The sequence below is a fragment of the Sphingomonas sp. PAMC 26617 genome (genome assembly GCF_000242835.1).
Classification (GTDB): domain Bacteria; phylum Pseudomonadota; class Alphaproteobacteria; order Sphingomonadales; family Sphingomonadaceae; genus Sphingomonas.
In genome coordinates, this window is sequence record NZ_JH594426.1 from 343,054 (window position 1) to 365,949 (window position 22,896).

General features: G+C 63.3%; 16 protein-coding genes and 2 pseudogenes. 13 read left to right on the forward strand and 5 right to left on the reverse strand.

Annotated elements, in window-relative coordinates:
- Nucleotides 1–63: 63 nt before the first annotated feature.
- The 13 genes and pseudogenes from RH91_RS20285 to RH91_RS20350 all read left to right on the forward strand — a co-directional run bounded on the left by RH91_RS20285 (nucleotide 64) and on the right by RH91_RS20350 (nucleotide 15,207).
- Nucleotides 64–2,334, forward strand: coding sequence for a heavy metal translocating P-type ATPase (locus RH91_RS20285; protein ID WP_010165219.1), 2,271 nt, complete (start codon nucleotides 64–66; stop codon nucleotides 2,332–2,334).
- Nucleotides 2,331–2,714: a Cu(I)-responsive transcriptional regulator gene (gene cueR, locus RH91_RS20290; RefSeq protein ID WP_010165220.1), complete on the forward strand. Its 384-nt coding sequence runs from the start codon at nucleotides 2,331–2,333 to the stop codon at nucleotides 2,712–2,714. The genes RH91_RS20285 and cueR overlap by 4 nt, the downstream gene beginning before the upstream one ends.
- A gap of 250 nt (nucleotides 2,715–2,964) precedes the next feature.
- Nucleotides 2,965–5,373: a phosphoketolase family protein gene (locus RH91_RS20295; RefSeq protein WP_010165221.1), complete on the forward strand. Its 2,409-nt coding sequence runs from the start codon at nucleotides 2,965–2,967 to the stop codon at nucleotides 5,371–5,373.
- Complete coding sequence (locus RH91_RS20300; protein WP_010165222.1) at nucleotides 5,361–6,431, forward strand: acetate/propionate family kinase; 1,071 nt, start codon at nucleotides 5,361–5,363, stop codon at nucleotides 6,429–6,431. Before RH91_RS20295 ends, RH91_RS20300 begins: the two co-directional genes overlap by 13 nt.
- Nucleotides 6,432–6,563: 132 nt before the next feature.
- The gene (locus RH91_RS20305; RefSeq protein WP_010165223.1) at nucleotides 6,564–6,788 is read left to right on the forward strand and encodes a hypothetical protein; all 225 of its coding nucleotides are present in this window, start codon (nucleotides 6,564–6,566) and stop codon (nucleotides 6,786–6,788) included.
- 120 nt (nucleotides 6,789–6,908) lie between these two features.
- A complete protein-coding gene (locus RH91_RS20310; RefSeq protein WP_051116750.1) occupies nucleotides 6,909–7,583 on the forward strand; it encodes a DUF6629 family protein in 675 nt (224 codons plus the stop codon).
- A gap of 107 nt (nucleotides 7,584–7,690) precedes the next feature.
- The gene (locus RH91_RS20315; protein ID WP_010165227.1) at nucleotides 7,691–8,992 is read left to right on the forward strand and encodes a glycoside hydrolase family 130 protein; all 1,302 of its coding nucleotides are present in this window, start codon (nucleotides 7,691–7,693) and stop codon (nucleotides 8,990–8,992) included.
- A 1,071-nt stretch (nucleotides 8,993–10,063) separates the two neighbouring features.
- Nucleotides 10,064–11,836, forward strand: a pseudogene (locus RH91_RS20325) (copper-translocating P-type ATPase).
- A gap of 41 nt (nucleotides 11,837–11,877) precedes the next feature.
- A complete protein-coding gene (locus RH91_RS20330) occupies nucleotides 11,878–13,173 on the forward strand; it encodes an MFS transporter (RefSeq protein WP_010165228.1) in 1,296 nt (431 codons plus the stop codon).
- A gap of 12 nt (nucleotides 13,174–13,185) precedes the next feature.
- On the forward strand, nucleotides 13,186–13,755 hold the full coding sequence (locus RH91_RS20335) for a general stress protein (protein ID WP_010165229.1): 570 nt from the start codon (nucleotides 13,186–13,188) through the stop codon (nucleotides 13,753–13,755).
- Nucleotides 13,756–13,912: 157 nt separating this feature from the next.
- Entirely contained in the window at nucleotides 13,913–14,224 is a 312-nt protein-coding gene (locus tag RH91_RS20340) for a hypothetical protein (RefSeq protein WP_010165230.1), read from the forward strand.
- Nucleotides 14,225–14,506: 282 nt separating this feature from the next.
- A pseudogene (locus RH91_RS20345) lies at nucleotides 14,507–14,827 on the forward strand (haloacid dehalogenase); the annotation flags it as partial.
- The gene (locus RH91_RS20350) at nucleotides 14,824–15,207 is read left to right on the forward strand and encodes a MerR family DNA-binding protein (protein WP_010165232.1); all 384 of its coding nucleotides are present in this window, start codon (nucleotides 14,824–14,826) and stop codon (nucleotides 15,205–15,207) included. The pseudogene RH91_RS20345 and the gene RH91_RS20350, both read left to right, overlap by 4 nt.
- A 214-nt stretch (nucleotides 15,208–15,421) precedes the next feature.
- Here the strand turns inward: RH91_RS20350 and RH91_RS20355 are convergent, their stop codons facing one another.
- From RH91_RS20355 to RH91_RS20375, 5 genes are all read right to left on the reverse strand, one after another.
- Nucleotides 15,422–16,108 carry a ZIP family metal transporter gene (locus RH91_RS20355; RefSeq protein ID WP_010165233.1) on the reverse strand — a complete coding sequence of 229 codons (687 nt, stop codon included), beginning with the start codon at nucleotides 16,106–16,108 and terminating at the stop codon, nucleotides 15,422–15,424.
- A 10-nt stretch (nucleotides 16,109–16,118) separates the two neighbouring features.
- Nucleotides 16,119–17,075 (reverse strand): cation diffusion facilitator family transporter, encoded by a 957-nt coding sequence (locus RH91_RS20360; protein WP_010165235.1) that lies wholly within the window; start codon nucleotides 17,073–17,075, stop codon nucleotides 16,119–16,121.
- A 126-nt stretch (nucleotides 17,076–17,201) separates the two neighbouring features.
- The gene (locus tag RH91_RS20365) at nucleotides 17,202–20,444 is read right to left on the reverse strand and encodes an efflux RND transporter permease subunit (protein WP_010165237.1); all 3,243 of its coding nucleotides are present in this window, start codon (nucleotides 20,442–20,444) and stop codon (nucleotides 17,202–17,204) included.
- Nucleotides 20,441–21,601 (reverse strand): efflux RND transporter periplasmic adaptor subunit, encoded by a 1,161-nt coding sequence (locus RH91_RS20370; RefSeq protein ID WP_010165239.1) that lies wholly within the window; start codon nucleotides 21,599–21,601, stop codon nucleotides 20,441–20,443. The genes RH91_RS20365 and RH91_RS20370 overlap by 4 nt, the downstream gene beginning before the upstream one ends.
- Complete coding sequence (locus RH91_RS20375) at nucleotides 21,598–22,857, reverse strand: TolC family protein (protein WP_010165240.1); 1,260 nt, start codon at nucleotides 22,855–22,857, stop codon at nucleotides 21,598–21,600. The genes RH91_RS20370 and RH91_RS20375 overlap by 4 nt, the downstream gene beginning before the upstream one ends.
- Between the last annotated feature and the right edge of the window lie 39 nt (nucleotides 22,858–22,896).

Sequence of the window (22,896 nt, forward strand, 5' to 3'; positions counted from 1 at the left end):
GAGGCTAGAGGTTGCTGCGCTGGCGGCAAGGTCTCTGAAGGCGCAGCGACGGTTACGGACCCGGTGTGCGGGATAACGGTCGATCCGGCGAAAACGGCGCATCATGCCGAGCACGCCGGCCAAACCTATCATTTTTGCAGCGCTGGTTGCCGGACGAAGTTCGTCGCCAACCCCGACGCCTATCTCGGCGACAAGCCGAAGCCTGAGCCAACGGCGACGCCGGGCGCTATCTGGACGTGTCCCATGCACCCGCAAATCCGGCAGGAAGGACCGGGGACGTGCCCGATCTGCGGCATGGCGCTCGAACCGGAAGAGCCGTCCCTCGATGATGGGCCTAATCCGGAGCTGGTCGATTTCACGCGACGGCTGTGGGTGGCGGGCGTGCTGGCCGTGCCGCTGCTGGCGATCTCGATGGTCGCGGAAATGCTCGGCATTCATGTCGTCAGTCCTGCCGCTTCCCCTTGGGTACAGCTCGCGCTCAGCGCCCCGATCGTGTTGTGGGCGGGCGGGCCGTTTTTTCAGCGGGGATGGATGTCGCTTCGCACCCGCCATCTCAATATGTTCACGCTGATCTCGATCGGGGTCGGTGCAGCCTTCCTATACAGCCTGGTCGCGACGGTCGCGCCCGGCATCTTCCCGCCGACCTTCCGCATGCACGGCGGCGTGGTCCCGGTCTATTACGAGGCGGCCGGAGTGGTGGTAGCCTTGGTGCTGCTCGGACAGGTCCTCGAACTGCGTGCCAGAGCGGCGACCGGGCGCGCGATCCGCGCCCTCATGGATCTTGCCCCCAAGACGGCGCGCCGACTGCGCGCAGACGGGTCCGAGGAAGAAGTCAGCCTTGCCGACGTGGCGGCCGGTGATCGGCTACGCGTTCGTCCCGGGGATGCGATCCCCGTCGATGGCGTGGTCGTCGAGGGACGCTCCTCGGTCGATGAATCCATGCTCACCGGCGAGCCTGCCCCTGTCCTCAAGGAGATCGAGGCGGCCGTCACGGGTGGAACGGTCAACGGCACCGGCAGCCTGGTCATGGAAGCGCGCGCGGTCGGGTCGGATACGATGCTGGCGCGGATCGTCCGCATGGTCGCGGACGCGCAGCGCAGCCGTGCGCCGATCCAGGCGGTCGCCGATCAGGTGTCTGGCTGGTTTGTGCCGTTGGTCGTACTGGTTTCTATAGCGACGTTCGTGGTGTGGTCGCTGGTCGGTCCTGAGCCGCGCATGGGCCACGCCATGCTCAATGCCATTGCCGTGCTTGTCATCGCCTGCCCCTGCGCGCTGGGTCTCGCTACGCCCATGTCGATCATGGTCGGGACGGGCCGCGGGGCTCAGGCCGGCGTGCTGGTGAAGAACGCCGAAGCGCTACAGGGGCTGGAGAAAGTCGATACACTGGTCATCGACAAGACCGGCACGCTCACGGAAGGCAAGCCTAAGCTCATCGCGGTCCAGACGATCGGCGCCGTCGTAGAGAACGACATGCTAGCGCTTGCTGCGGCCGTCGAAGGGCAATCGGAACATCCGCTTGCACACGCGATCGTCGTTGCCGCCAAGGATCGAGATTTGCAGCTCGGCACGGTCACGGACTTCGCCTCGCAAACCGGTCTAGGGGTCAGCGCCAAGGTCGATGGCCGTTCGGTCGTGATCGGGAACGCCGAGCAAATGAGCCGGATTGGCGCTGATCCCAAGGCGCTCGACGCCGATGCCGATCGTCATCGTGGCGAGGGTGCAGGCGTAATCCTGGTGGCGATCGATGGCGCTCTTGCCGGCCTGCTCGCGGTCGCCGACCCGGTCCGCGCCAACGCCGGAGAAGCAATTGCCGCACTCCGCCAGCAGGGCCTCCGCGTCATTATGCTGACAGGCGACAATCAGACGACTGCCGATGCGGTCGGCCGCGCTGTTGGCGGACTCGACGACGTGCGCGCCGGCCTGCGCCCGGAGGACAAGGCGCGCATCATCGGCGAGCTGAAAGCCTCCGGTGCCAAGGTTGCGATGGCCGGCGACGGAATCAACGATGCGCCCGCTCTGGCGGCTGCGGACGTGGGCCTCGCCATGGGCACGGGAACAGACGTAGCGATCGAAAGCGCCGGCATAACGCTTACGCGCGGCGATCTGTCGGCGATCGTGCGAGCGCGGAAGCTCGCCCAGGCGACGATGCGGAATATCCGTCAGAACCTGTTCTTCTCGTTCCTGTTCAATGGGATCGGCGTGCCGGTCGCGGCCGGGGTGCTCTACCCCGTGGCGGGCATCCTCCTCTCGCCGATGCTAGCCGGCGCGGCGATGGCGCTCTCGTCCCTTACCGTGGTCCTCAACGCGCTACGGTTGAACACGGTGAAGCTGTGAACATCGGAGCGGCATCAGATGCCAGCGGCGTCTCGCAGCGCATGATCCGCCATTACGAGAAGATCGGTCTCGTGCCCGCACCGCCCCGGCGTGGGAGTTACCGCGACTACGCCGACCCCGACGTTCACCGCCTTCGCTTCATTGCCAACGCGCGTGATCTGGGGTTTCCGATCGAGGAGATCAGGACGCTGCTGGGACTCTGGTCGAATCGTGATCGTTCAAGCGCCGAGGTGAAGGCGCTGGCTGATTCGCGTGCCGCCGAATTGGGCCGCAAGGTTCGCGCTTTAGAGAACATGCGTCGCTCCCTCACGGGGCTTGTTCAGTCCTGTCATGGCGATGATCGCCCAGATTGCCCGATTATGGATCGCCTGGCAGAATAGGTAACGCGGACAAGCGTTTCACCATGTATAGAATTAATCGCGGTCCTTCAAAAGGACTGAATGTGTTGGCACTAATTCCATGGCAGCGCACCAGGGCTGCCCGCATCACCGGGAGCACATGCACCGAAAAGTTTCAACGGCTGCGTATTTTCCGAGGGTCATCAACGCTCAGATCACGCACTAAGCAAGCGATTGCATAGGGCCGCATGAGCATAGCGGCGTGCTAGGTTAATCAGCAAGGATTTGCGACATGGCGGCAAGCGTGCTTGACACGATCGAACGCGGCATCGCCGATCCCATCAGTGCAGACGGTCCGCTATCGCAGGACATGCTCCGGCGCATCCACGGATACTGGCGCGCGGCAAACTATCTCTCGGTCGGCCAGATCTACTTGCGTGAGAACCCGTTGCTCGAGCTGCCGCTCACGATCGACCACATCAAGCCGCGGCTATTGGGGCACTGGGGAACGACGCCGGGGCTAAATATGCTCTACGTCCACCTCAACCGCCTGATCACCGAGAATGATCTCAACATGATTAACGTGATCGGACCGGGTCATGGCGGCCCGGGCCTCGTTGCGAACACCTACCTTGAAGGGTCATATACCGAACATTATCCGGCGATAGAGCGCAGCCGAAACGGCATGCACCGCTTGTTCCGCCAATTCTCTTGGCCGGGGGGTATCCCGAGCCACGTCGCGCCGGAGACTCTGGGCTCGATCCACGAAGGCGGCGAGCTCGGTTATTCGCTGGCCCACGCTTACGGCGCTGCGTTCGACAATCCCGACCTGATCGTCGCCTGCGTGGTCGGCGACGGAGAGGCGGAGACTGGCGCGCTTGCGACCAGCTGGCACTCCAACAAGTTTCTCAATCCGGCGCGCGACGGCGCGGTGCTGCCAATTCTGCATCTGAACGGCTTCAAGATCGCCAATCCCACCGTGCTGGCGCGGATCGGCCGCGACGAGCTGACCGACCTCCTGCGTGGCTTTGGCCACGAGCCCTGGTTCGTCGAAGGCAACGACCCCGCCAAAGTCCATCAGCAACTCGCAGGAACGCTCGATGCGGTGCTCGCCCGGATACAGGACATCCAAGCGACGGCACGCTCAGGCAAGGGCCCGATCGAGCGCCCGCGCTGGCCGATGATCGTCTTCGCGACCCCGAAGGGATGGACCGGGCCTAAAGTCGTCGACGGCCTGCCCGTCGAGGGCACATGGCGCGCGCATCAGGTACCGATCGCGAGCTTCGACAAGCCTGAGCATCTTCACCAGCTCGGGGAATGGATGCGCAGCTACAAGCCGGCCGAACTGTTCGACGATGACGGAAAGTTTCGCGAGGACTATGCCTCGCTGGCGCCGACCGGCCACCGCCGAATGGGATCGAACCCTCACGCCAATGGTGGCGCGCTGCTTAGACCGCTGTCCTTGCCCGATTTCCGTTCCCATGCGGTGCCTTTGCCCGAAGCCGGTCAGACCAAGGCCGAAGCGACCCGTGTTCTGGGCGGATATCTGCGTGACGTAATGGCATTTAATCTCGACGCCAGGAACTTTCGGCTGTTCGGGCCGGACGAGACCGCGTCCAATCGTCTCGAAGCGGTCTATGAAGTGTCCGGCAAAGTCTGGATGGCGGAGATCGATGCGGTCGATGTGGATCTGAGTCAGGATGGCCGGGTGATGGAGGTGCTGAGCGAGCACCTCTGCCAGGGCTGGCTTGAGGCCTACCTGCTGACCGGCCGTCACGGCTTGTTTTCCTGTTACGAGGCATTCGTCCACATCATCGATTCCATGGTCAACCAGCACGCCAAATGGCTGAAGGTCGCCAAGGCGATCCCGTGGCGCAAGCCAATCGCTTCGCTCAACTATCTGATCACCTCCCATGTCTGGCGGCAGGACCACAATGGCCTGTCGCACCAGGACCCGGGCTTCATCGATCATATCGCCAACAAGACCGCCGACGTCGCCCGTATCTACCTGCCGCCCGACGCCAACTGCCTGTTGTCGGTGGCCGATCATTGCCTGCGGAGCCGCGGCTATGTGAACCTGATCGTCGCCGGCAAGCAGCCGGAATGGCAATGGCTGGATATCGATGAGGCCGTGCGCCACTGCACCGCGGGGGCAGGCATCTGGGAGTGGGCCGGTGACGAGGGAGAACCAGATGTCGTCATGGCGTGCGCCGGCGACGTGCCGACGCTCGAGACGCTTGCGGCTGTTACGCTACTGCGCGACTTTGTGCCGGATATCCGAATGCGTGTCGTCAACGTCGTCGATCTGATGGGGCTGCAGCCCCAGTCCGAACATCCCCACGGCCTCGGCGATCGGGAGTTCGACGCGCTCTTCACCGCCGACAAGCCCGTGATCTTCGCGTTCCACGGCTTCCCAGCGATGGTCCACAAGCTGACTTATCGCCGCACCAACCATCACAACATCCATGTGCGCGGCTTCAAGGGTGAAGGAACAACGACCACGCCGTTCGACATGGTCGTGCTGAACGATCTTGATCGCTATCGGCTCGCGCTGGACGCGATCTCACGCGTTCCGCGTCTGAGTGCTCAGGTCCCCGCTGCCACCGCCCGCTACTGGGCGGCGATCGAGCGGCATAAGCTCTACATCGCGGAGCATGGCGACGATCTGCCGGAGGTCCGGGACTGGCGATGGAGCAGGTGAACCCGGCAGCGGACCGCGACGTCGTCCTCGCGCTCAACAGCGGCTCGTCATCGCTCAAATTTGGGCTCTACGACGTCGGGCCGACTGGGGTCGTCGAGTTGACCACGGGCGCCGTAGAGGCGATGCATTTCCAGGACCGGATGTTCGAACGCATCGAAGCCGCGCTGACCGAGGCAAAGGTTCCGGGTCCAACTGCGATCGGCCACCGTATCGTGCATGGCGGTCCGACGCTGCGGCGGCACTCCCGGATCGAAGACGATGTCGTCGCCCAACTCAAAGAGGCGGTCGCCTTGGCCCCGCTCCACGGTCCAGCGTCCCTGGCGCTGATCCGGCTTGCCGAAGCGCATTACCCGGCGCTGCCGCAGGTCGCCTGTTTCGACACTGTCTTCCACACGACCCTGCCCGAGATCGCCTACGTCCTGCCCATCCCACGCGCCATGTCGTCCGACGGAGTGCGCCGCTACGGTTTCCACGGGCTTTCCTGCGCGTCGATCGTTCGGCAACTCGGGGGGGAATTGCCCGATCGCCTGATCATTGCCCATCTCGGCAATGGCGCCAGCGTCACGGCAGTAAAAGCCGGTCGCTCCATCGACACAAGCATGGGCCTTACGCCGACCGGCGGGGTCGTCATGGGCAGCCGAACCGGCGATCTCGACCCGGGTGTGCTGCTATATCTGCTCCGTGAGAAGGGCCTGGATGGTTCCGCGCTAGAGGCGCTCGTCGATAACCAATCCGGGCTGCTCGGTATCTCGGGCGTCTCCGGCGACATGCGTGCCTTGCACCTGGCAGCCACGGAGCATCCCGACGCCAGCCTGGCGATCGACATATTCTGCTATTCGGTGCGCAAGCAGATCGGCGCGATGGCAGCCGTCCTTGGCGGTGTCGACATGCTCGTCTTCACCGGCGGCATAGGAGAGAACGACGCGGCTGTGCGCAGGTCGATCCTCGGCGACCCCGGCTGGGTCGGGAACTTTGCGGTTCGTGTCATCAATGCTCGGGAAGACGAGCAGATTGCGCGGGAAACGCACATTGTCCTTGCGGACACCGGTCGACTGTAACGCTTCGCGCAGATCCGAAAATGCGCGAGTACGTGATTCCCGAGGCCTGACGCGCGAACAACCGCAATCTAGAGTAATTATGAAGCTTGGCCCGAAGTTATGGGAACATGTTCGTTATTTGGGGGGATCGCTATGTTCACCGACAACGACGAAGCCGCATATATCCAGGGGCGGATCGATGCTTCGCTTGATATGGCGCGCGCCGCTACGAGCGACTGCGCCCGCATCGCCCATGAGGCGATAGCCGAGCGCTATGGAAGCAATCTGGTTGCGCTGAGGGGTCGTCCGTCAACTGCGTCGTCCACTTTGCTGCTGATGGAGGAAACCCGCTCGGTGCCATTCCTCTCGACCTGCTGAGCCTGGGTAGTGTCGATACAGTATCCTAGAAGACGAACGTATCGCGTCTGCTCCGATTAGACTATTCAGACCCGCATTCGCCCGGGAACGGTTCCCTCGCGCTAATCCGGGCGGAACAGAATGTGCTTTTCTGCAACTGCCAGCTTCACCGCCGGAGCCGGGTTATTAATCATCGGTGCTATAACGGTGCGCCGCACCCGGACGACTTCGGAATTTCCGTTCGCTCTCATTCCCGCGATGTTCGGCGTCCAACAGGTAATAGAGGGCGCACTCTGGCTCACGTTTCCAGATAAGGCGCCGCTGCTTAACGTGGTGCTTACCTACGCCTATTCCGTCTTTTCGCATGTCCTCTGGCCAATATACGTGCCGTTCGCCGTCATGCTGATCGAAGGAACGAATTGGCGCCGCAAAACCGCGATGGCGATCGCGTTGGCGAGCGGCGTGGCCGGGCTCTATCTGTCATACGCGTTGATCACGCAGCCGATCGTCGCCCGGGTAATTGGTCACCACATCACCTATGTGTCTCCGCACTTCTACGGCGTCGGAGTAATGGCACTCTATCTACTTGGAACGTGCGTCAGCCCGCTTTTTTCGAGTCACCGGATGGTGTGGGCGTTCGGCGTGGCAGCGTCGATATCTTTCGTCATCGCCTATATCTTTTTCGCGATGTGGTTCATTTCCGTCTGGTGTTTCCTCGCCGCCGTCATGAGCGGCATCGTCCTTCTCCATTTCTCCCGTCACGCTCCTGCGTGCGCCGGGCGAACGGCACCGCTCCCAGACACCGGCGCAAGCTGAGACAATGGTCGTTAGGTAGTTTCCGACCCTCGCGGTGCGCCAGGCGATGGAGTTACCTCGCAGTGCGTTCCGGATCTCGGTCGCGGCATCATCCGGCCGGGGTAACAATGGCTAACGACGACCTTGCGACGCATCTGCCAATCACGCTGCGACCCGACCCAAAACGGGTCGCGATCCGCCCGTTCACGCCTGCCGACGACTCGCCCCACGCAGCGGTCGATGGTCGTCCGCGCGCCCAGCGGATTGCTGACCGCGTTCTGGCGCTCAGCGCTGCCGACCTGACGATCGACCTCAAGCGGGTCATGTCAGGCCTGTCGGAACACCACCGCGATGTGAACATGGTCCTCCGGCGGCGCTTCCACGAAGTGGACGGACTATTGATCGACCACTGCTCCGTCTCCGAGGAGCAGGCTCTTCTGATCGGGGCCTATTTCAGCGAGGAATATGCGTTCGAGGCAGCTGCCCTGTTCAACCCGAGCATCGTTGCCCATCCGGATCAGTCTGGCGTGCAACCGGGCGCAAGGCGCTTCGTGCTGTCGTTACGTGGCGTCGGCGAAGGTCATGTCTCATCCGTCACCTTTCGTACTGGGATCTGCGATGCCGACGGCAGCGTCACCGTCGATCCGCCAGGCCTGCAGGCTGTCGCGCCGCGGATCGAGAAGATTCCAGGCGGCGCACCCGATGATCCGGGCGTCCGGTTATTCTGTGAAGACAGTCGCGATCTTTCCGAAGTCGTGATCTTTCCAATAACGATCAACCAACGGCACGGAATCGAGGATGTGCGCCTCGTTCGATTTGTCGACGACGATGGCAACGTCACCTATTTTGGCACTTACACCGCTTTCAGCGGCGAGGCTATCCGACAGGAAATGCTGCGCACGACCGACTTCGTTACCTTCGAACTGAACGCGCTTCGCGGCGACGCCACCGCCAACAAGGGGATGGCGCTCTTCCCGCGTCGGATCAACGGCCGATATGCCATGCTGGGACGCCAGGATCATGAGAACATCTGGCTGCTGACGTCTGACGACCTCTACAACTGGACAGGCGGGACCAGGATAGTGTCGCCTCGGTGGGACTGGGAATTCGTTCAGATCGGCAACGGTGGTTCCCCGATCGAGATCGATGAAGGATGGTTGGTCATCACCCATGGCGTTGGCCCAGTGCGCAATTATTGCCTCGGGGCGTGCCTGCTTGACCGCGACGATCCAACGAAACTTCTAGCACGAACGACCTACCCAATTCTTCAGCCCCGAGCGGAAGAACGCTACGGTTACGTCCCCAACGTGGCCTATACCTGCGGCGCGATGGTCCACGGCCGAACGCTTATCCTCCCCTATGCCTTGGCCGACAGCTTCACGACCTTTGCAACAGTGCCGCTGGATCGGCTGCTCCACGCAATGGCTTAGGTAGTTTCCGATCCTGTCGCGGCAAGTGCGGGCTCGGCTAAACCAAAATGCCGATACACGGTCCCGCCGAGCACGCTCTGTGATCAGCGCCGATCCCAACAGGACACCAGCCATGTCGATCAACACCGATTCGCCTACAGAGTCCGGTTCGAGCCATAGTTGCTGTGGCGGCGTGAGTAAGAATACGAGAGCGGCTACTCCAGCAGCGGCGCAGCCAGCGGTCGCTACGTCGGCTGAACTCAAGCACGATACACAAGCCCCAAAGAAATCTGCATCCTGCTGCGGCGGAGGGGCTGGCGCCGAACACGGCTAGGGCGATCGGTGATCCCAATCCCGACGCCGTTGGGACGCGACCAGTTCGGATCACAACGCCATTTCCGCGACCTGTGCTGCAGGTGAGCATCAACCGGTTGACGACGCTACCGGATATCAGCCGGCCGTCGCAATTGACCGAACGACGTGCCGCGGGTCGTAGGCCGAGCCCATTCGGCAAGGCCAGTGACGATCCGAGCACGACCTTTCATCGGTTGAGCGAGAGGCTCGACAGTAGCGAGAGAAGCAATGCCGAAAAGCTCCAGTCCGACAACATCGATTGATCGAATGGATATGTCAGAGGGCGGCACGCGCTCGCTTGATATGCTTGGAGCATTGGCGGAAAAAAATCCGAACGCGGCTGCCGCAGGGAAGACGAGCAGCGGCGCTGCAGATCCGGACATCGAGAATGGGACAGCGAAGGGAATGGAGCCGCTCGCCGACGAGGGACATGGCGACGGCCACAAGGCGAATGCTATGAGCAATGCCGACGCCATGGCCAAGGAAATGGGTCATGGCGGCGGCGAAGACTTGGCTGCCATGGTTCGCGACATGCGCAACCGCTTCTGGATCGCGCTCGCGTTTAGCGTGCCGGTCTTCATCCTCTCCCCAATGGGCCTGGATTTCCTCAAGGTCCCTGTTCCGTTCGGACTAAGACTCGAACCGGTCCTGTTCGTTCTGGCAAGCGGCGCGGTTCTCTACCCGGTCTGGCCCTTCGTCGTTGCCGCGTATCGCGCAATCCGCGCGGGCATCGCCAACATGGCCGTCCTCGTCGTCTTGAGCGTAGGCACCGGCTATCTGTTCAGCGTGGGAGCCACGTTCATCTGGGGCGGCCAGAACTTCTACGAAGCCGCGGTAATCCTGCTCGACTTCATCCTGCTTGGACATTGGCTCGAGATGCGGGCGAGGGCCGGAGCGTCGCAGGCGATACGATCTCTCATGGATCTGGCGCCGCCGAAGGCGATGGTGCTGCGTGACGGCAAGGAAATCGAAGTGGCCACCTCCGATGTCGTCGCCGACGACATCATCGTAATCCGGCCTGGCAACAAGATCCCGGTCGATGGTGTGATCACGGAAGGATCGTCCTCGGTCGACCAGTCTATGCTTACGGGAGAATCGATGCCGGTCGACAAGAAGGTCGGTGACGCCGTTATCGGCGCGACGATCAATAAGAGCGGGACGTTTCAATACAAGGCGACCAAGGTTGGCGCCGACTCCGCGCTCTCGCAGATCGTCAAGCTCGTCCAGGACGCGCAGAACTCCAAGGCCCCAGCGCAACTGTTGGCGGATCGCGCCGCGCAGTGGCTCGTGCTGGCGGCAGTCGTCATGTGACTGGGCACATTTGCGGTCTGGTATTGGTGGATCGGTCAGCCGCTGCTGTTCGCCGTCAGTCTCACGATCACGGTATTCGTCATCGCCTGTCCCGACGCCCTCGGACTCGCGACACCAATGGCGATCATGGTCGGCACCGGCCTGGGCGCGATCAACGGGATACTGTTCAAGAACGCATCGGCGTTGGAGGACGCGACCAAGCTGGACGTGATCGTCTTCGACAAGACCGGTACGCTGACGATGGGCCAGCCCGAGGTTGTCGAGCTGGCCGTAGCCGCCGGCATGGATGGACAACAGATTCTAGCAACGGCGGCCGCAGTTGAGGCAGGCTCCGATCATCCGCTGGCCCAGGCGATCACGCGCCGCGCTGCCGACATAGAAAGACCTAAGGCAACGGCTTTTAAGAACCTGGAAGGGAAGGGTGCGCAGGCTGAAGTCGACGGCAAGACGGTTCTGCTCGGCAACAGGCTCCTGATGGCGGACAACAAGATCGATCTCGGCGAACTCGGCGCGAAGTCCGACGCGTTACAGAGCGCCGGGCGTACCGTCGTTCACATCGCAATTTCCGGCGAACTAGCCGGCCTTCTTGCGATTGCAGATGCCGAACGACCGAGCGCCAAGGCAGCAATCGCATCGCTTCGTCAGCGTGGCCTCGATGTAATCATGATTACCGGTGACAACCAGGGAACGGCCTCGCGCATCGCCTCCGGCCTCGGCATCGACACCGTTCTGGCTGACGTGCTGCCCGGGGACAAGGCAAGCAAGATCAAGGAACTGCAGGCGCAGGGCAAGAAGGTCGGGATGGTTGGCGACGGCGTGAATGACGCGCCAGCTCTCGTGCAGGCCGATGTCGGCTTCGCGATCGGCGCGGGCACCGATGTCGCGATGGACAGCGCCGACATCGTCCTGATGAAAAGCGATCCTTTCGATGTGGTCGGAGCGATCGAGCTCTCGCACGCGACATTGAGGAAAATGCATCAGAATTTGTGGTGGGCGGTCGGCTACAACGTTATCGCATTCCCACTAGCTGCAGGCGTGCTCTACCCGTTCCTGCTTGGGCCCAGCATCGCCGCGCTTGCAATGTCAGGCAGTTCGGCGCTCGTCGCTATGAACGCCCTGTTACTCAAGCGCACTAAACTCACTGGCATCACTCTCCGACGGTCCCAAGCGCAGTCAGACTCGGCGCCGGCGTCGGCTTGATGAAAATGCGGGCATCAGCGATAGGGGTGCCACGCGGGACCATGGCAGCGCTGATGCTTTCGGTGTTCACGGTTTCCCTCGGCTTCGGCATCGTCCTCCCGTCGCTGCCATTCCTGCTTGAAAGACTGTTCGGTGCGGGGGGCGACGCAAGGCAGATTTCCCGCGCGACGGGTCTGCTTACCGGGCTGTACACCCTGTCGCTGTTTCTGTTCGCACCAGTGTGGGGCCGGCTGTCCGATCGCTTCGGCCGGCGGATAATCCTGCTTATCGGGTTGCTGGGGTTCAGTGCCACAATGCTGACGTTCGCCTTCATCGATGGCCTTGGTGCGATCTATGCCGAGCGCTTCTTGAGTGGGATGTTCGCCGCAGCAGTGACGCCAATCGCCCTTGCCACGATCGGCGATATTGCGGCGACGAAAGCCGCACGGGCGAGGCGGCTCACTTTCGTCAGCCTGGCCGGAATTACCGGCTTTCTCGTGGGGCCGATGCTCGGCGTGTTTCTGTCGCGAGGGGTGAAGGTGCTGTTTCCGGCCCTGGGCGGCATCGGCGCGCTTACAATACCGCTGATCGGAACCGCGGGTTTGGCGTCACTCGCTGCTCTGGCAGCGGTGCGAACGGTTCCGAAAGCCACTATGAGCAGTGGCGGATCGAGAGGCGAGCCGATCGCTCCCGAGTCTGACAAATGGCTTGTCCCGAGGTTGCTCGCCCTTGCGTTCGTCGTCTCTGCCGGCGTGGGAGTGTTCGAGGTCGGGCTGGCGTTACGCGGAAAAGAGCAATTGGGTCTGACCCAATATCAGATCGCGACCATGTTTACCGAATGCAGCCTGGTAATGCTGATCGTCCAGTCCCTCGTTTTCTCGCCTTGGATTAAACCCGAAACGACCCGCTGGCTCATCGCCCCCGCTTTTGCGATCCTCGCTGGGGGAATTTTTCTGGTCCCGCACGCATCCACCTTCACGCTCATGCTGGCGGTCATTGGAGCGGTTGCCGCAAGCGCCGGTATCCTCTCACCAATCCTGACCTTCTGGATATCGAGCAAGGCCGGAAGGGCGCAGGGTGCACAACTCGGCAAGCAAACCGCCGCCGCAAGTCTTGGCGCCGCCTTCGGGTCGGCCGCGGGTGGGCTGCTGTTCGACGTATCGTGGCTGCCCGACGCTTCGTTCGCGATTGCCGCTGCGCTGTCGGTTGCAGCTGTCCTGCTGAGCCTGCGGTTGCCGAAGCTTCTGGTCGCGCACGGAGCCCGCCAGAAGACTGAGCCTCCCGCCGCGAACTCTCCCAGACCCAGGCATTCCCCCGTGCTCGGATCACGCCCGCCCGTTCCAAGGACTTCAACCTAGAAGGAATACACGATGTCAAAAAGTCACGCGATCATCGCCGTCTTCGACAGTCATCAGGCCGCCGAAAGCGCTGTCCGTTCGCTCTCCGACGGCGGTCTCGATATCAAGCACTTCAGCATCATCGGCAAGGGTTACCACAAGGAGGAGCAGGTTCTTGGCTTCTACAACGTGGGCGACCGCATCGCCTCCTGGGGCGGAACCGGCGCATTCTGGGGTGGTCTATGGGGACTGTTTGCAGGCGGCCTGTTCATGACGGTGCCAATAATAGGTCCGGTCATCGTGCTCGGACATTTCGTTGCAATGGTATTCGCTGCGGCCGAGGGCGCAATAGTCGTAGGAGGCCTCGGCGCGCTCGGAGGCGCACTGTCCAGTCTTGGTATCCCGAAGGATAGCGTGATCGAATACGAGACCGCTCTCAAGACAGACAGCTTTCTGCTGATGGCACATGGCTCGGTCGAAGAAATGGCCCGTGCCAAAACTCTGCTCGATTCCACATCTCCGACGCGCATCGATCTGCACCGCGATGTAGTAGAGATGCCGGAGCTCCAGACAACACGCGCCGCGCTGGAGGAGGTGAGCTGACTAATGATGCAATGCGCGCCTTCCGTTTCGAGTAACCCCCGCGGAAGGTTTAGAACTAATATACTCTGCCGAGATATGCGAATTTCGTACTATATGGTGCGCTTGGTATTAGGCCGATCCCGCATCGCTCGGCGTCGACGTTCCCGTATTATCTGTCATGCGTATGTTTGACCAATCTAGGAGAAAGAAAGTGTCTTCATCGAAACTGACTCTCGGGTCCATTGCCCTCGTGCTTGCAACCGGCACGCCAGCTTTTGCACAGGACGGCATGATGAGTGCCGGCGGTATGCAGCCAGCCAGCATGAAGATGACGAAGTCGCAGATGGCTAGCATGAACCGGTGCAAGAAGATGTCACATCCTATGATGACGAAGAACCGGACGTGCATGAAGATGATGAAAATGCACCCGGACATGATGAGCGAGGGTGGCATGATGAGTGACGACAAAATGGACAAGAAGCACCAATAGGAGAGGGCAGGCGTCCTTCGAGACTCGTCCCAAGGACGCCTGGCTCTGAAGCCGTGCCTCTAGCCGAAGCTGGATTATCAAGCAGCAGCGCTTTGCCGAGCCAGCCACTGCCGCGCATCGCCCTGCGACTGCCCCTCTTGGGGCCGAGGTCGCCGAGGTCGATCACGCCGAGTCCTCAATATCGGCAGCGGCCGTGATCGCCATGCTGCTCAAAAGCCAATCGGCTGCGGCCTGCGCCTGCGTCGCGGCGGCAAAGATCGTGCGCTTGTCGAACGATTGCTTGCTCTCGCGGCTGCTGATGTGGGCCTCGCGATGGGCACGGGGACAGACGTAGCGATCGAAAGCGCCGGCATAACGCTCACGCGCGGCGATCTGTCGGCGATCGTGCGTGCGCGGAAGCTTGCCCGGGCGACGATGCGGAATATCCGTCAAAACCTGTTCTTCTCGTTCCTGTTCAACGGGATCGGCGTGCCGGTCGCGGCCGGGGTGCTCTACCCCGTGGCGGGCATCCTCCTCTCGCCGATGCTGGCCGGCGCGGCGATGGCGCTCTCGTCCCTCACCGTGGTCCTCAACGCGCTGCGGTTGAACACGGTGAAGCTATGAACATCGGGGCGGCATCGGACGCAAGCGGCGTCTCGCAGCGCATGATTCGCCATTACGAGAAGATCGGTCTCGTGCCCGCGCCGGCAAGGCGCGGGAGTTACCGCGACTATGCCGACCCCGACGTTCACCGCCTTCGCTTCATTGCCAACGCGCGTGACCTGGGCTTTCCGATCGAGGAGATCAGGACGCTACTCGGCCTCTGGTCTGATCGCAGCCGATCCAGCAGCGAAGTCAAAATGCTTGCGCAAGCGCGCGCTGACGAACTCGGGCGCAAGGCGGCTGCGCTCGAAGATATGCGATCGACGCTGCTGGAATTGGTGAACCGCTGTCACGGAGACGATCGACCGGACTGCCCGATTCTTCGCCGCATGGAAGCGTGAGGCCGCGCCTAGTCGCTAGGGCGACGAGCAACGCCGTCCCGCCACGGTCGTTGCGAAGAGCGAAGCGTGATCCGCAGCGACGCTGCCCGGCCGCGGATCGCGTCCATCGTTCGTCCCATCTCGCGCGCGATCTGTCCGATGGTTTGCCTCGCCGCCACGCGCCGGCGTAGCTCAGCGTCGGTCTCGGCGGTCCAGCGTGTGCCATGCTGATCGGTCAGCCCAATATCTCCTCGACCAGGAGAAGCCCCAAAAAGCCGACAAAGAACATGGCGCTGATAAGCGGCGTGTCGGGCTTCTCGTGCGCCTCGACCAGCAGCTCCTCGGTGACGAGGTAGAGCAAGGCCATCAGCCCGAAACTGAGGAACCCGGCGATGATGATGGGCGGGAGCAGCGCAACGGGTGTCGCCAGTGCCGCGCCGATCGGGAGCAGCAGCGCGATCCCCACCGTGATCGCCACGATACGGGCCTTCGATCGGATCGTCTCGCCGAGCTCGGTCGTCACGGTCAATCCAAGGAACAGTACCTCGAGCGTCAAGGCGATGGTCAGCAATATGCCCGCCTTGCCGCCGGCGATGAACGCCAGGCCCAGGACAAGCCCGTCGATCAGGATGTCGACGCCGACGGCGCCGAGCATCGCGATAGGCCCCTTGGCCCGACCCTCGATCGCCTTGAGCGACAACATAACGACGATGCCGATCGCCCCCCCGATGAAGGTCGCGATGGGCGAGCCTTCGTGCATCACCTGCGGCAGGATCTCGACTGCGGCTGCGGCGAACACCACGCCTGCTGCCAGATGTTGCATCGCGCTTACGACGGCTTCGCTCGGTCGTCGGGTAACGGCAACCAGCGAACCGAGCAGTACGGCCGCGACCGGGATCAGGGTGAAGAGTATTGCCTGCATGTCGCGAGCCTCAAACGGTCTTGTCGGATTCGAGCATGCACGGCGTTCCCGGGTCGGTCTCGATCTGGATCGTCGCGTGGTCGATCCCGAACTTTTCCTTCAGAGCTGCCGCGACGCCGGCCGTGTAGGCGTCGCCGGGATAGCCGCCGGGGACGAGCAGATGCACGGTCAAAGCCGTCTCGGTTGTACTCATCGGCCAGACGTGGAGGTCGTGGATCTCCTGCACACCCTCGCGTCCGCGCAGGAAAGTGCCGATCTCCTCGGGGTCCAGGCCGGGGGGTGCGGCGTGCAGGCTCATGTTCACGGAATCGCGGAGCAGCCCCCACGTTCCGATCGCGATTACCGCAACGATGACGAGGCTCGTCAGCGGGTCGATCCAAGTGAGGCCGGTCTTCACGATAATGAAGCCTGCCACCACGACGCCGGCCGACACCGCTGCGTCGGCTGCCATGTGGAGGAACGCGCCCTTGATATTGAGGTCGCCCTTGCGTCCCGACATGAACAGCAGCGCGGTCGCGGTGTTGACGACGATGCCGATCGCCGCGACGATCATCACCGTGCCGCCCGCTACCGGGGCAGGCTCGGAAAAGCGACGGATCGCCTCGACTGCGATCACGACGATCGCGACGAGCAACAGCAGGGCATTCAGGAACGCCGCCAGGATCGATGAGCTGCGGAAACCATAGGTGTATTTGCCGCTTGGGCGGCGCTTGCCGAGCGTGGCTGCGCCCCAAGCGATCAGCAGGCCCAGCACGTCGCTGAGATTGTGGCCGGCGTCGGCCAACAGCGCCATGGATCCCGAGGCGAAACCGTAACCTGCCTCGATGATAACGAAGCCGAGATTGAGCGCGGTGCCGATCGCGAAGGCAGACCCGAAGCTCTTCGGCGCGTGATCGTGCCCCGCGTGACCATGACCTTCCTCGCTGTGGTCATGCCCGCCATGATCGTGCGCGTGCTCGGCGCTCACTTTGCGACACCGCGACGCACGAGCCGGGCAGCAACGCTCTCGCTAGTGATCGTCTTTTGAATTGTGGACATGATCGCTTCCTTGAATTGGTGGGTCGTCACAAGCAGCATCGATCGGACCTGACGGTCATTCCGCAGGAACGGGGTTGTCTTGTCGGGTATGAGTTCGATCCCGACGGCGCGCAGTGAAGCGCGCCGCCCAGGCAGTGATCGCCGGGAGGACCAGGAGGGTCAGCACCGTCGACGTGATCAGCCCCCCGATGACGACGGTAGCGAGCGGACGCTGGACTTCCGCGCCCGTGCCAGTAGCGAGCGCCATCGGTACGAAGCCGAGCGAGGCCACCAGTGCCGTCATCAGGACCGGACGGACCCGCTCCATCGCGCCATCGGCAATGGCCTGGTCGTCGTCCTCGCCTTCCTCTCTGCGCCGCTTGATCGCGCTCATCATGACGAGCCCGTTCAGCACCGCGACGCCCGACAGGGCGATGAAACCCACGGCCGCGGTGATCGAAAACGGGATGCCGCGAAGAAGAAGCGCGAACACGCCGCCCGCGAGACCCATCGGCACCGCCGAGAAGACGATTGCGGCAGGGACGAAGCCGCCAAGCGCCATGTAGAGGAGCGCGAAGATCGCCGCGAAGCAGATCGGAACCACCACCGCCAGCCGCAGGCGCGCCGATTGCAGGCTCTGAAAGGTGCCGCCCCAATCGGTATACATGCCAGCGGGGAGCTGCATCGCAGCGACCTTTGCCTGCGCGTCCTTGACGAAACCGCCGAGGTCGCGATCGCGGACATTGACCTGGACCGTTACCATCCGTTTGCCGTTCTCGCGGCTGATCTGGTTCAGCCCCTCGGTATAGCGGAACCGCACCACCTCGCGCAGCGGGATGGAACGGGCCGTCTGCCCCTCGGCGGTAGGCAACATGACCGGGATCGAGCCGAGCGTATCGATGTCATCGCGCTGCGCGTCGGGGAGGCGGACGACGACGTTGAAGCGCCGATCGCCCTCGAAGACTACTCCCGCTTCCCGGCCGCCCAAGGCGGTCGCGACGGTGTTCGCTACTTCCTCGACCGACAGGCCGAGACGAGCTGCGGCCTGGCGGTCGATCTGAACATCGAAAGTAGGCGATCCCGACGTCTGCTCGACGCTCACGTCTCCCGCGCCGGATATGCTGCGGACGGCCGCAGCGATACGTGATGCCTGCGCGTTCATGGCGTCCAGATCGTCGCCATAAAGCTTGATTGCGACGTCGGCACGGACCCCGGCGATCAACTCGTTGAACCGCATCTGGATCGGTTGCTGGATCTCGGTGCGATTGCCGATGACGCTCTTCATCCGCTCCTCGATACGGCGGATCACGTCGTCCTTGGTTTTGACCCCGGTAGGCCATTCGTCCTGCGGCTTGGGAATGACATAGGTATCGGAGGCGTTCGGCGGCATCGGATCGGTACCCAGATCGGCGTTGCCGTTCTTGGAGAAGACCAGCGCCACCTCGGGCAGCGTCTTCAACGCGTCCTCGAGCCGCATCTGGATCTCGGTCGATTGCTCGATCGAAGCGGACGGCACCCGGAAGTTGGTGACGGTGATATCCTTCTCGTCGAGCTGCGGCATGAACTCCTCGCCAAGGAAGCCGAAGCAAAACACCGCAGCGGCCAACACGCCGGCACCACCCAAAATGAAGGGCACCGGGCGGGCGACGGCTCGGGTCAGGACAGGCGCGTACCGCTCCTTGAACCAGCGTATCGGGCGCACTTCCGTCTCGCTGACGCGGCCCTTGATGACGATCGCGATCAGCGCCGGCACGAAGGTCAGCGACAGGATGAAAGCGCAGGCGAGTGCGATCATCAGCGTGAGCGCCATCGGCGAGAAGGTCTTGCCCTCCACGCCCTGGAAGGTGAGGAGCGGGGTGAAGACGAGGAAGATGATGAGCTGACCATAGACGGTCGGTCGGATCATCTCTTTCGCCGACGCGGTGGTTGTCTCCAGACGCTCCTCGAGTGTCAGCAGCCGGCCTTCCTCCTGTTGTCGCTCGGCGAGGTGGCGCAGGGCGTTCTCGACGATGATGACGGCACCGTCGACGATGAGACCGAAGTCGAGTGCCCCCAGGCTCATCAAATTGCCCGACACCCGCAAGGCATTCATGCCGGCGGCGGTCATCAGCATCGTGATCGGGATGACAGCGGCAGTGATAAGCGCTGCCCGCACGTTGCCGAGCAGCAGGAACAGGACCACGATCACGAGCAGCGCGCCCTCGGTCAGGTTCTTCTCCACCGTCGCGATCGTCGCATCGACGAGTTTCGAGCGGTTGTAGACCGGCTCGGCGAACACGTCCGGCGGCAGTGTCTTCTTGATCTGTTCGAGCTTGTCGGCGACCGAGGTCGCAACGATGCGGCTGTTCTCTCCGACCTGCATCAGCACGGTCGAGATAACCGCCTCCGAGCCCATACGGCTTCCCGAGCCGGTACGGACGGCACCGCCGATGACGACCTGCCCGACGTCCTTCACCCGCACCGGCACGCCGTTACGGGTCGCGACGACCGCTTCCTGAATGTCCTCGATCGACTTCAGCCGAGCGTCGGCCCGCACCAGAAAGCTTTCGCCCGCACGCCGCACGTAGTTCGAGCCCGCGGACAGGTTCGCGCGCTCCATCGCGGCCGCCAGCTCGGTGATCGAGATGCCGTAGGAAGCAAGCGCGTTGAGGTTGGGTTCGATCAGATATTGCTTGATGTAGCCGCCATTGGAGTCGACCCCGGCGACGCCCTTCACGTTGCGCATCTGCGGCCGGATGATCCAGTCCTGCACGGTCCGCAGGTAGGCGGCACGGGCGAGCGGCGTAGTCAGCCGTTCGCCTTCGGGGGTGAGATAGCTTCCGTCCGACTGCCAGCCCGGCTTGCCGTCGACATGCTCCGGCCCCTTGCCGTCGGGGTGTCGCCAAGCGATCGAATAGAAGAAGATTTCGCCAAGACCGGTGCTGAGCGGGCCGAGATTGGGCTGGACGCCCGGCGGCAGATTGTCCTTCGCTTGCGCAAGGCGCTCGCTGACTTGCTGGCGTGCGAAATAGATATCGGTGGCGTCGGTGAACACCGCCGTAACCTGGCTGAAGCCGTTGCGCGAGATCGAGCGCGTCATCTCGAGCCCGCGGATACCAGCCAGTGCCGTCTCGACCGGGTAGGTCACCTGCTTTTCGATATCGACCGGTCCGAGCGTCGGCACGAACGCGCTGACCTGGACCTGCCGGTTGGTGACGTCAGGCACCGCATCGATCGGCAACCTGGTGATCTGCCAAGCCCCGAAACCGATAACGACGAGCGTGAGGAAGGCGACGAGCCAGCGAAAGCGGACCGACGTCGATAGGATGCGTTCGATCATTCCTCGCCCCCCTCGTTCTTCTCGAGTTCGGCTTTGATGAGAAAGGCGTTGGTCGTGGCGATGGGCGTGCCTGCGACAAGGCCATCTGCGATCGAGACCATGCCGGCCGAGCGATTTGCTACGCGGACGGTCTGCGCCTTGAAGCCCTTGGCGGTGCGAACGAACACGACAGTTCGATCGCCGAGCGTCTGTACGGCATCTTGCGGGACCACGACGCCGCCCTTGGCGGCGCCGCCACTGGCGAAGATCCGCGCCTGGACGAGCTGGCCGGGGGCGAGCGTGCTGGTCCCGGCTGTCGGCGTGATAACGACCGTGGAGGTACGCGACTGCGGATCGACAACGCCCGTCGACGCACGCACGCGCCCCTCGACAGTGCGTCCATCGGTCGTAGTCAGCTCGACCCGATCACCCGCCCGAACATGGCCGGCGTCTACCAGCGGCACGCTGGCAGTGATCTGAAGTCGGCGCGGATCGGCAACGCGAAACAGCTCGGTTTCCGCCGCGACGAATTGACCGAGGTTAGCGGCCTCGCTGGTGACGCGACCCGCAACCGGACTGACGATCGCAACCGAACGGCCATCGGCCGATACGCGCGCAGCGCCTGCGGCGGCACTGGCACGACGAGCGTCAGCCTGGGCGACCGAGAGGTTCGCCTGCGCGGACTCGAAGTCGGCACGGGGGCTGACGCCCTGTGCCAGCAGCGAGCGCTCGCGAGCGAGTTGCTTGGATGCGAGCGTCACGCGCGCCGACGCCGACGCACGATCGGCGACGATCTGGGAGGCATCCCGACTTTCGACTAGCGCGAGCGTCTGCCCTGCCCGAACGGGATCACCGATGCGCGCAAAGATGCGCGTAACGGTGCCCGGCGCGCGGGCGGTCAGGACCGCCTCGGCATCGGGGGTCGCCTCGACAGTCGCAGATGCGAGGACCGCGGCATCCAGTTCGCCGGTTGCGGCGGGTGCGACGGTGATCTGCGACGTTGCGATGGCTTGCGGCGTGATAGTGAGCGTGCCGACTGGTTTGGCCGGTGCGGCTTCTTCAGTAGGTGCAGAAGCGGGGGCGGGAGACTGGGTGAGACGGGCGGCGCCGAAGCCGAGCGCCGCGGCGGCGACAAGCCCAACGGCGGCGCCTGTGTAAAGACGATTGCGATCGGTCATTGGACCGGTTCTCCGGTAATGGTGAGGCCCTGCAGGCGGGCAAAATCGATCCGGGCGTTGAAACGCGCGGCAGTGGCATCAACGACGACACCTTCCGCGAGCCCGAGGTTGCGGCGCGCAGCGATCAACTCGATTAGCGGGGACTTGCCCGCTCCGTAGGCGATCCGCGCAAGGCGATAGGCCTCCTGCGCTGTTGCCAGTGTGCGGGCAGCGGCTGCGGCACGAGCGTCAGCGGCCCCAATCAGCGCGCCCGCAGTGCGCGCGTTCGCCTCGGCGTCGAGCCGGACAACCGCTGCACGGGCCTCCGCACCCTGTAGCTCGGATTGTGCAGCAGCGATATTACCCTTGTTGCGGTCGAAGAATGGCAACGGGATCGCGACGCCTGCGACGACGGCAGGTCCGCTTGCGAGGCGCACTTGGCGGACGCCCAACTGCGCGGTGATGTTAGGGATCGCGAGCCGCTGTTGAACCGCCACCTGACGAGCGGCAGCCTCACGCTCGGCGTCCGCCACCCGTACCGCGGTCGATTGCAGCGGATCGACAGGTCCACTGGCGGGTCGCGCTTCGAGCCGATCGAGCAACGATTCCGAGACACCGGTGAAGGGCGTGACCGATCCCACCAATGCCGACAGGCGGGCGAGCGCGACCGTTCTCTGTGCACGCGCGTCCTCGAGGTCGGCCTGGACGGTGTTCAATTCCGTCTCAGCCTGGACCTGTCGGAGCCGGGCCTCCTTACCCGCTTCGACAAGCGCGCGCGCGACCTTGAGATCGCCAGACGCAGCCTCCAGATTGGCCTCGGCGAGACCGATCCTGCGTTCGGCGATCTCGGCCCCGGCATAGGCACGCGCCAGTTCGGTCGCGTAGCCAAGCCGCCCGTCCAGCCCTCGAGCCTGGGCGGCAACGACGCCGGCTTCGCCGGCAGCGATCCTCGCGGACCGCTTGCCCCCAAGCTCAATAGGCTGGTCGACCTGGAAGGTCGTTTGCTGCTGATCGGTCGCGTTGCGCGTCCGGTCGCCGATGAAGTTCTCGGCATAGACGCTTAGCGACGGATTGAGCCGGGCGCGTGCCTGTTGGGCAAGACCTTGTGCGCGCGCGACGTCGGCATCGAGCGCCGTTACGCGCGGATTGTCGCCTGCTTGGCGAAGAAGTTGAGCATAGGGCGGCGCGGATTGCGACCACGCCGCGCCCGCGGGCATTAACGCCGCGAGACTGCCGAGCAGCGCGAACGCGCGCTGTCGGCCACGATGACCATTCATGTTCTTTGATCCTCCAGGGGGAAAGCCGGGCGGCGCACA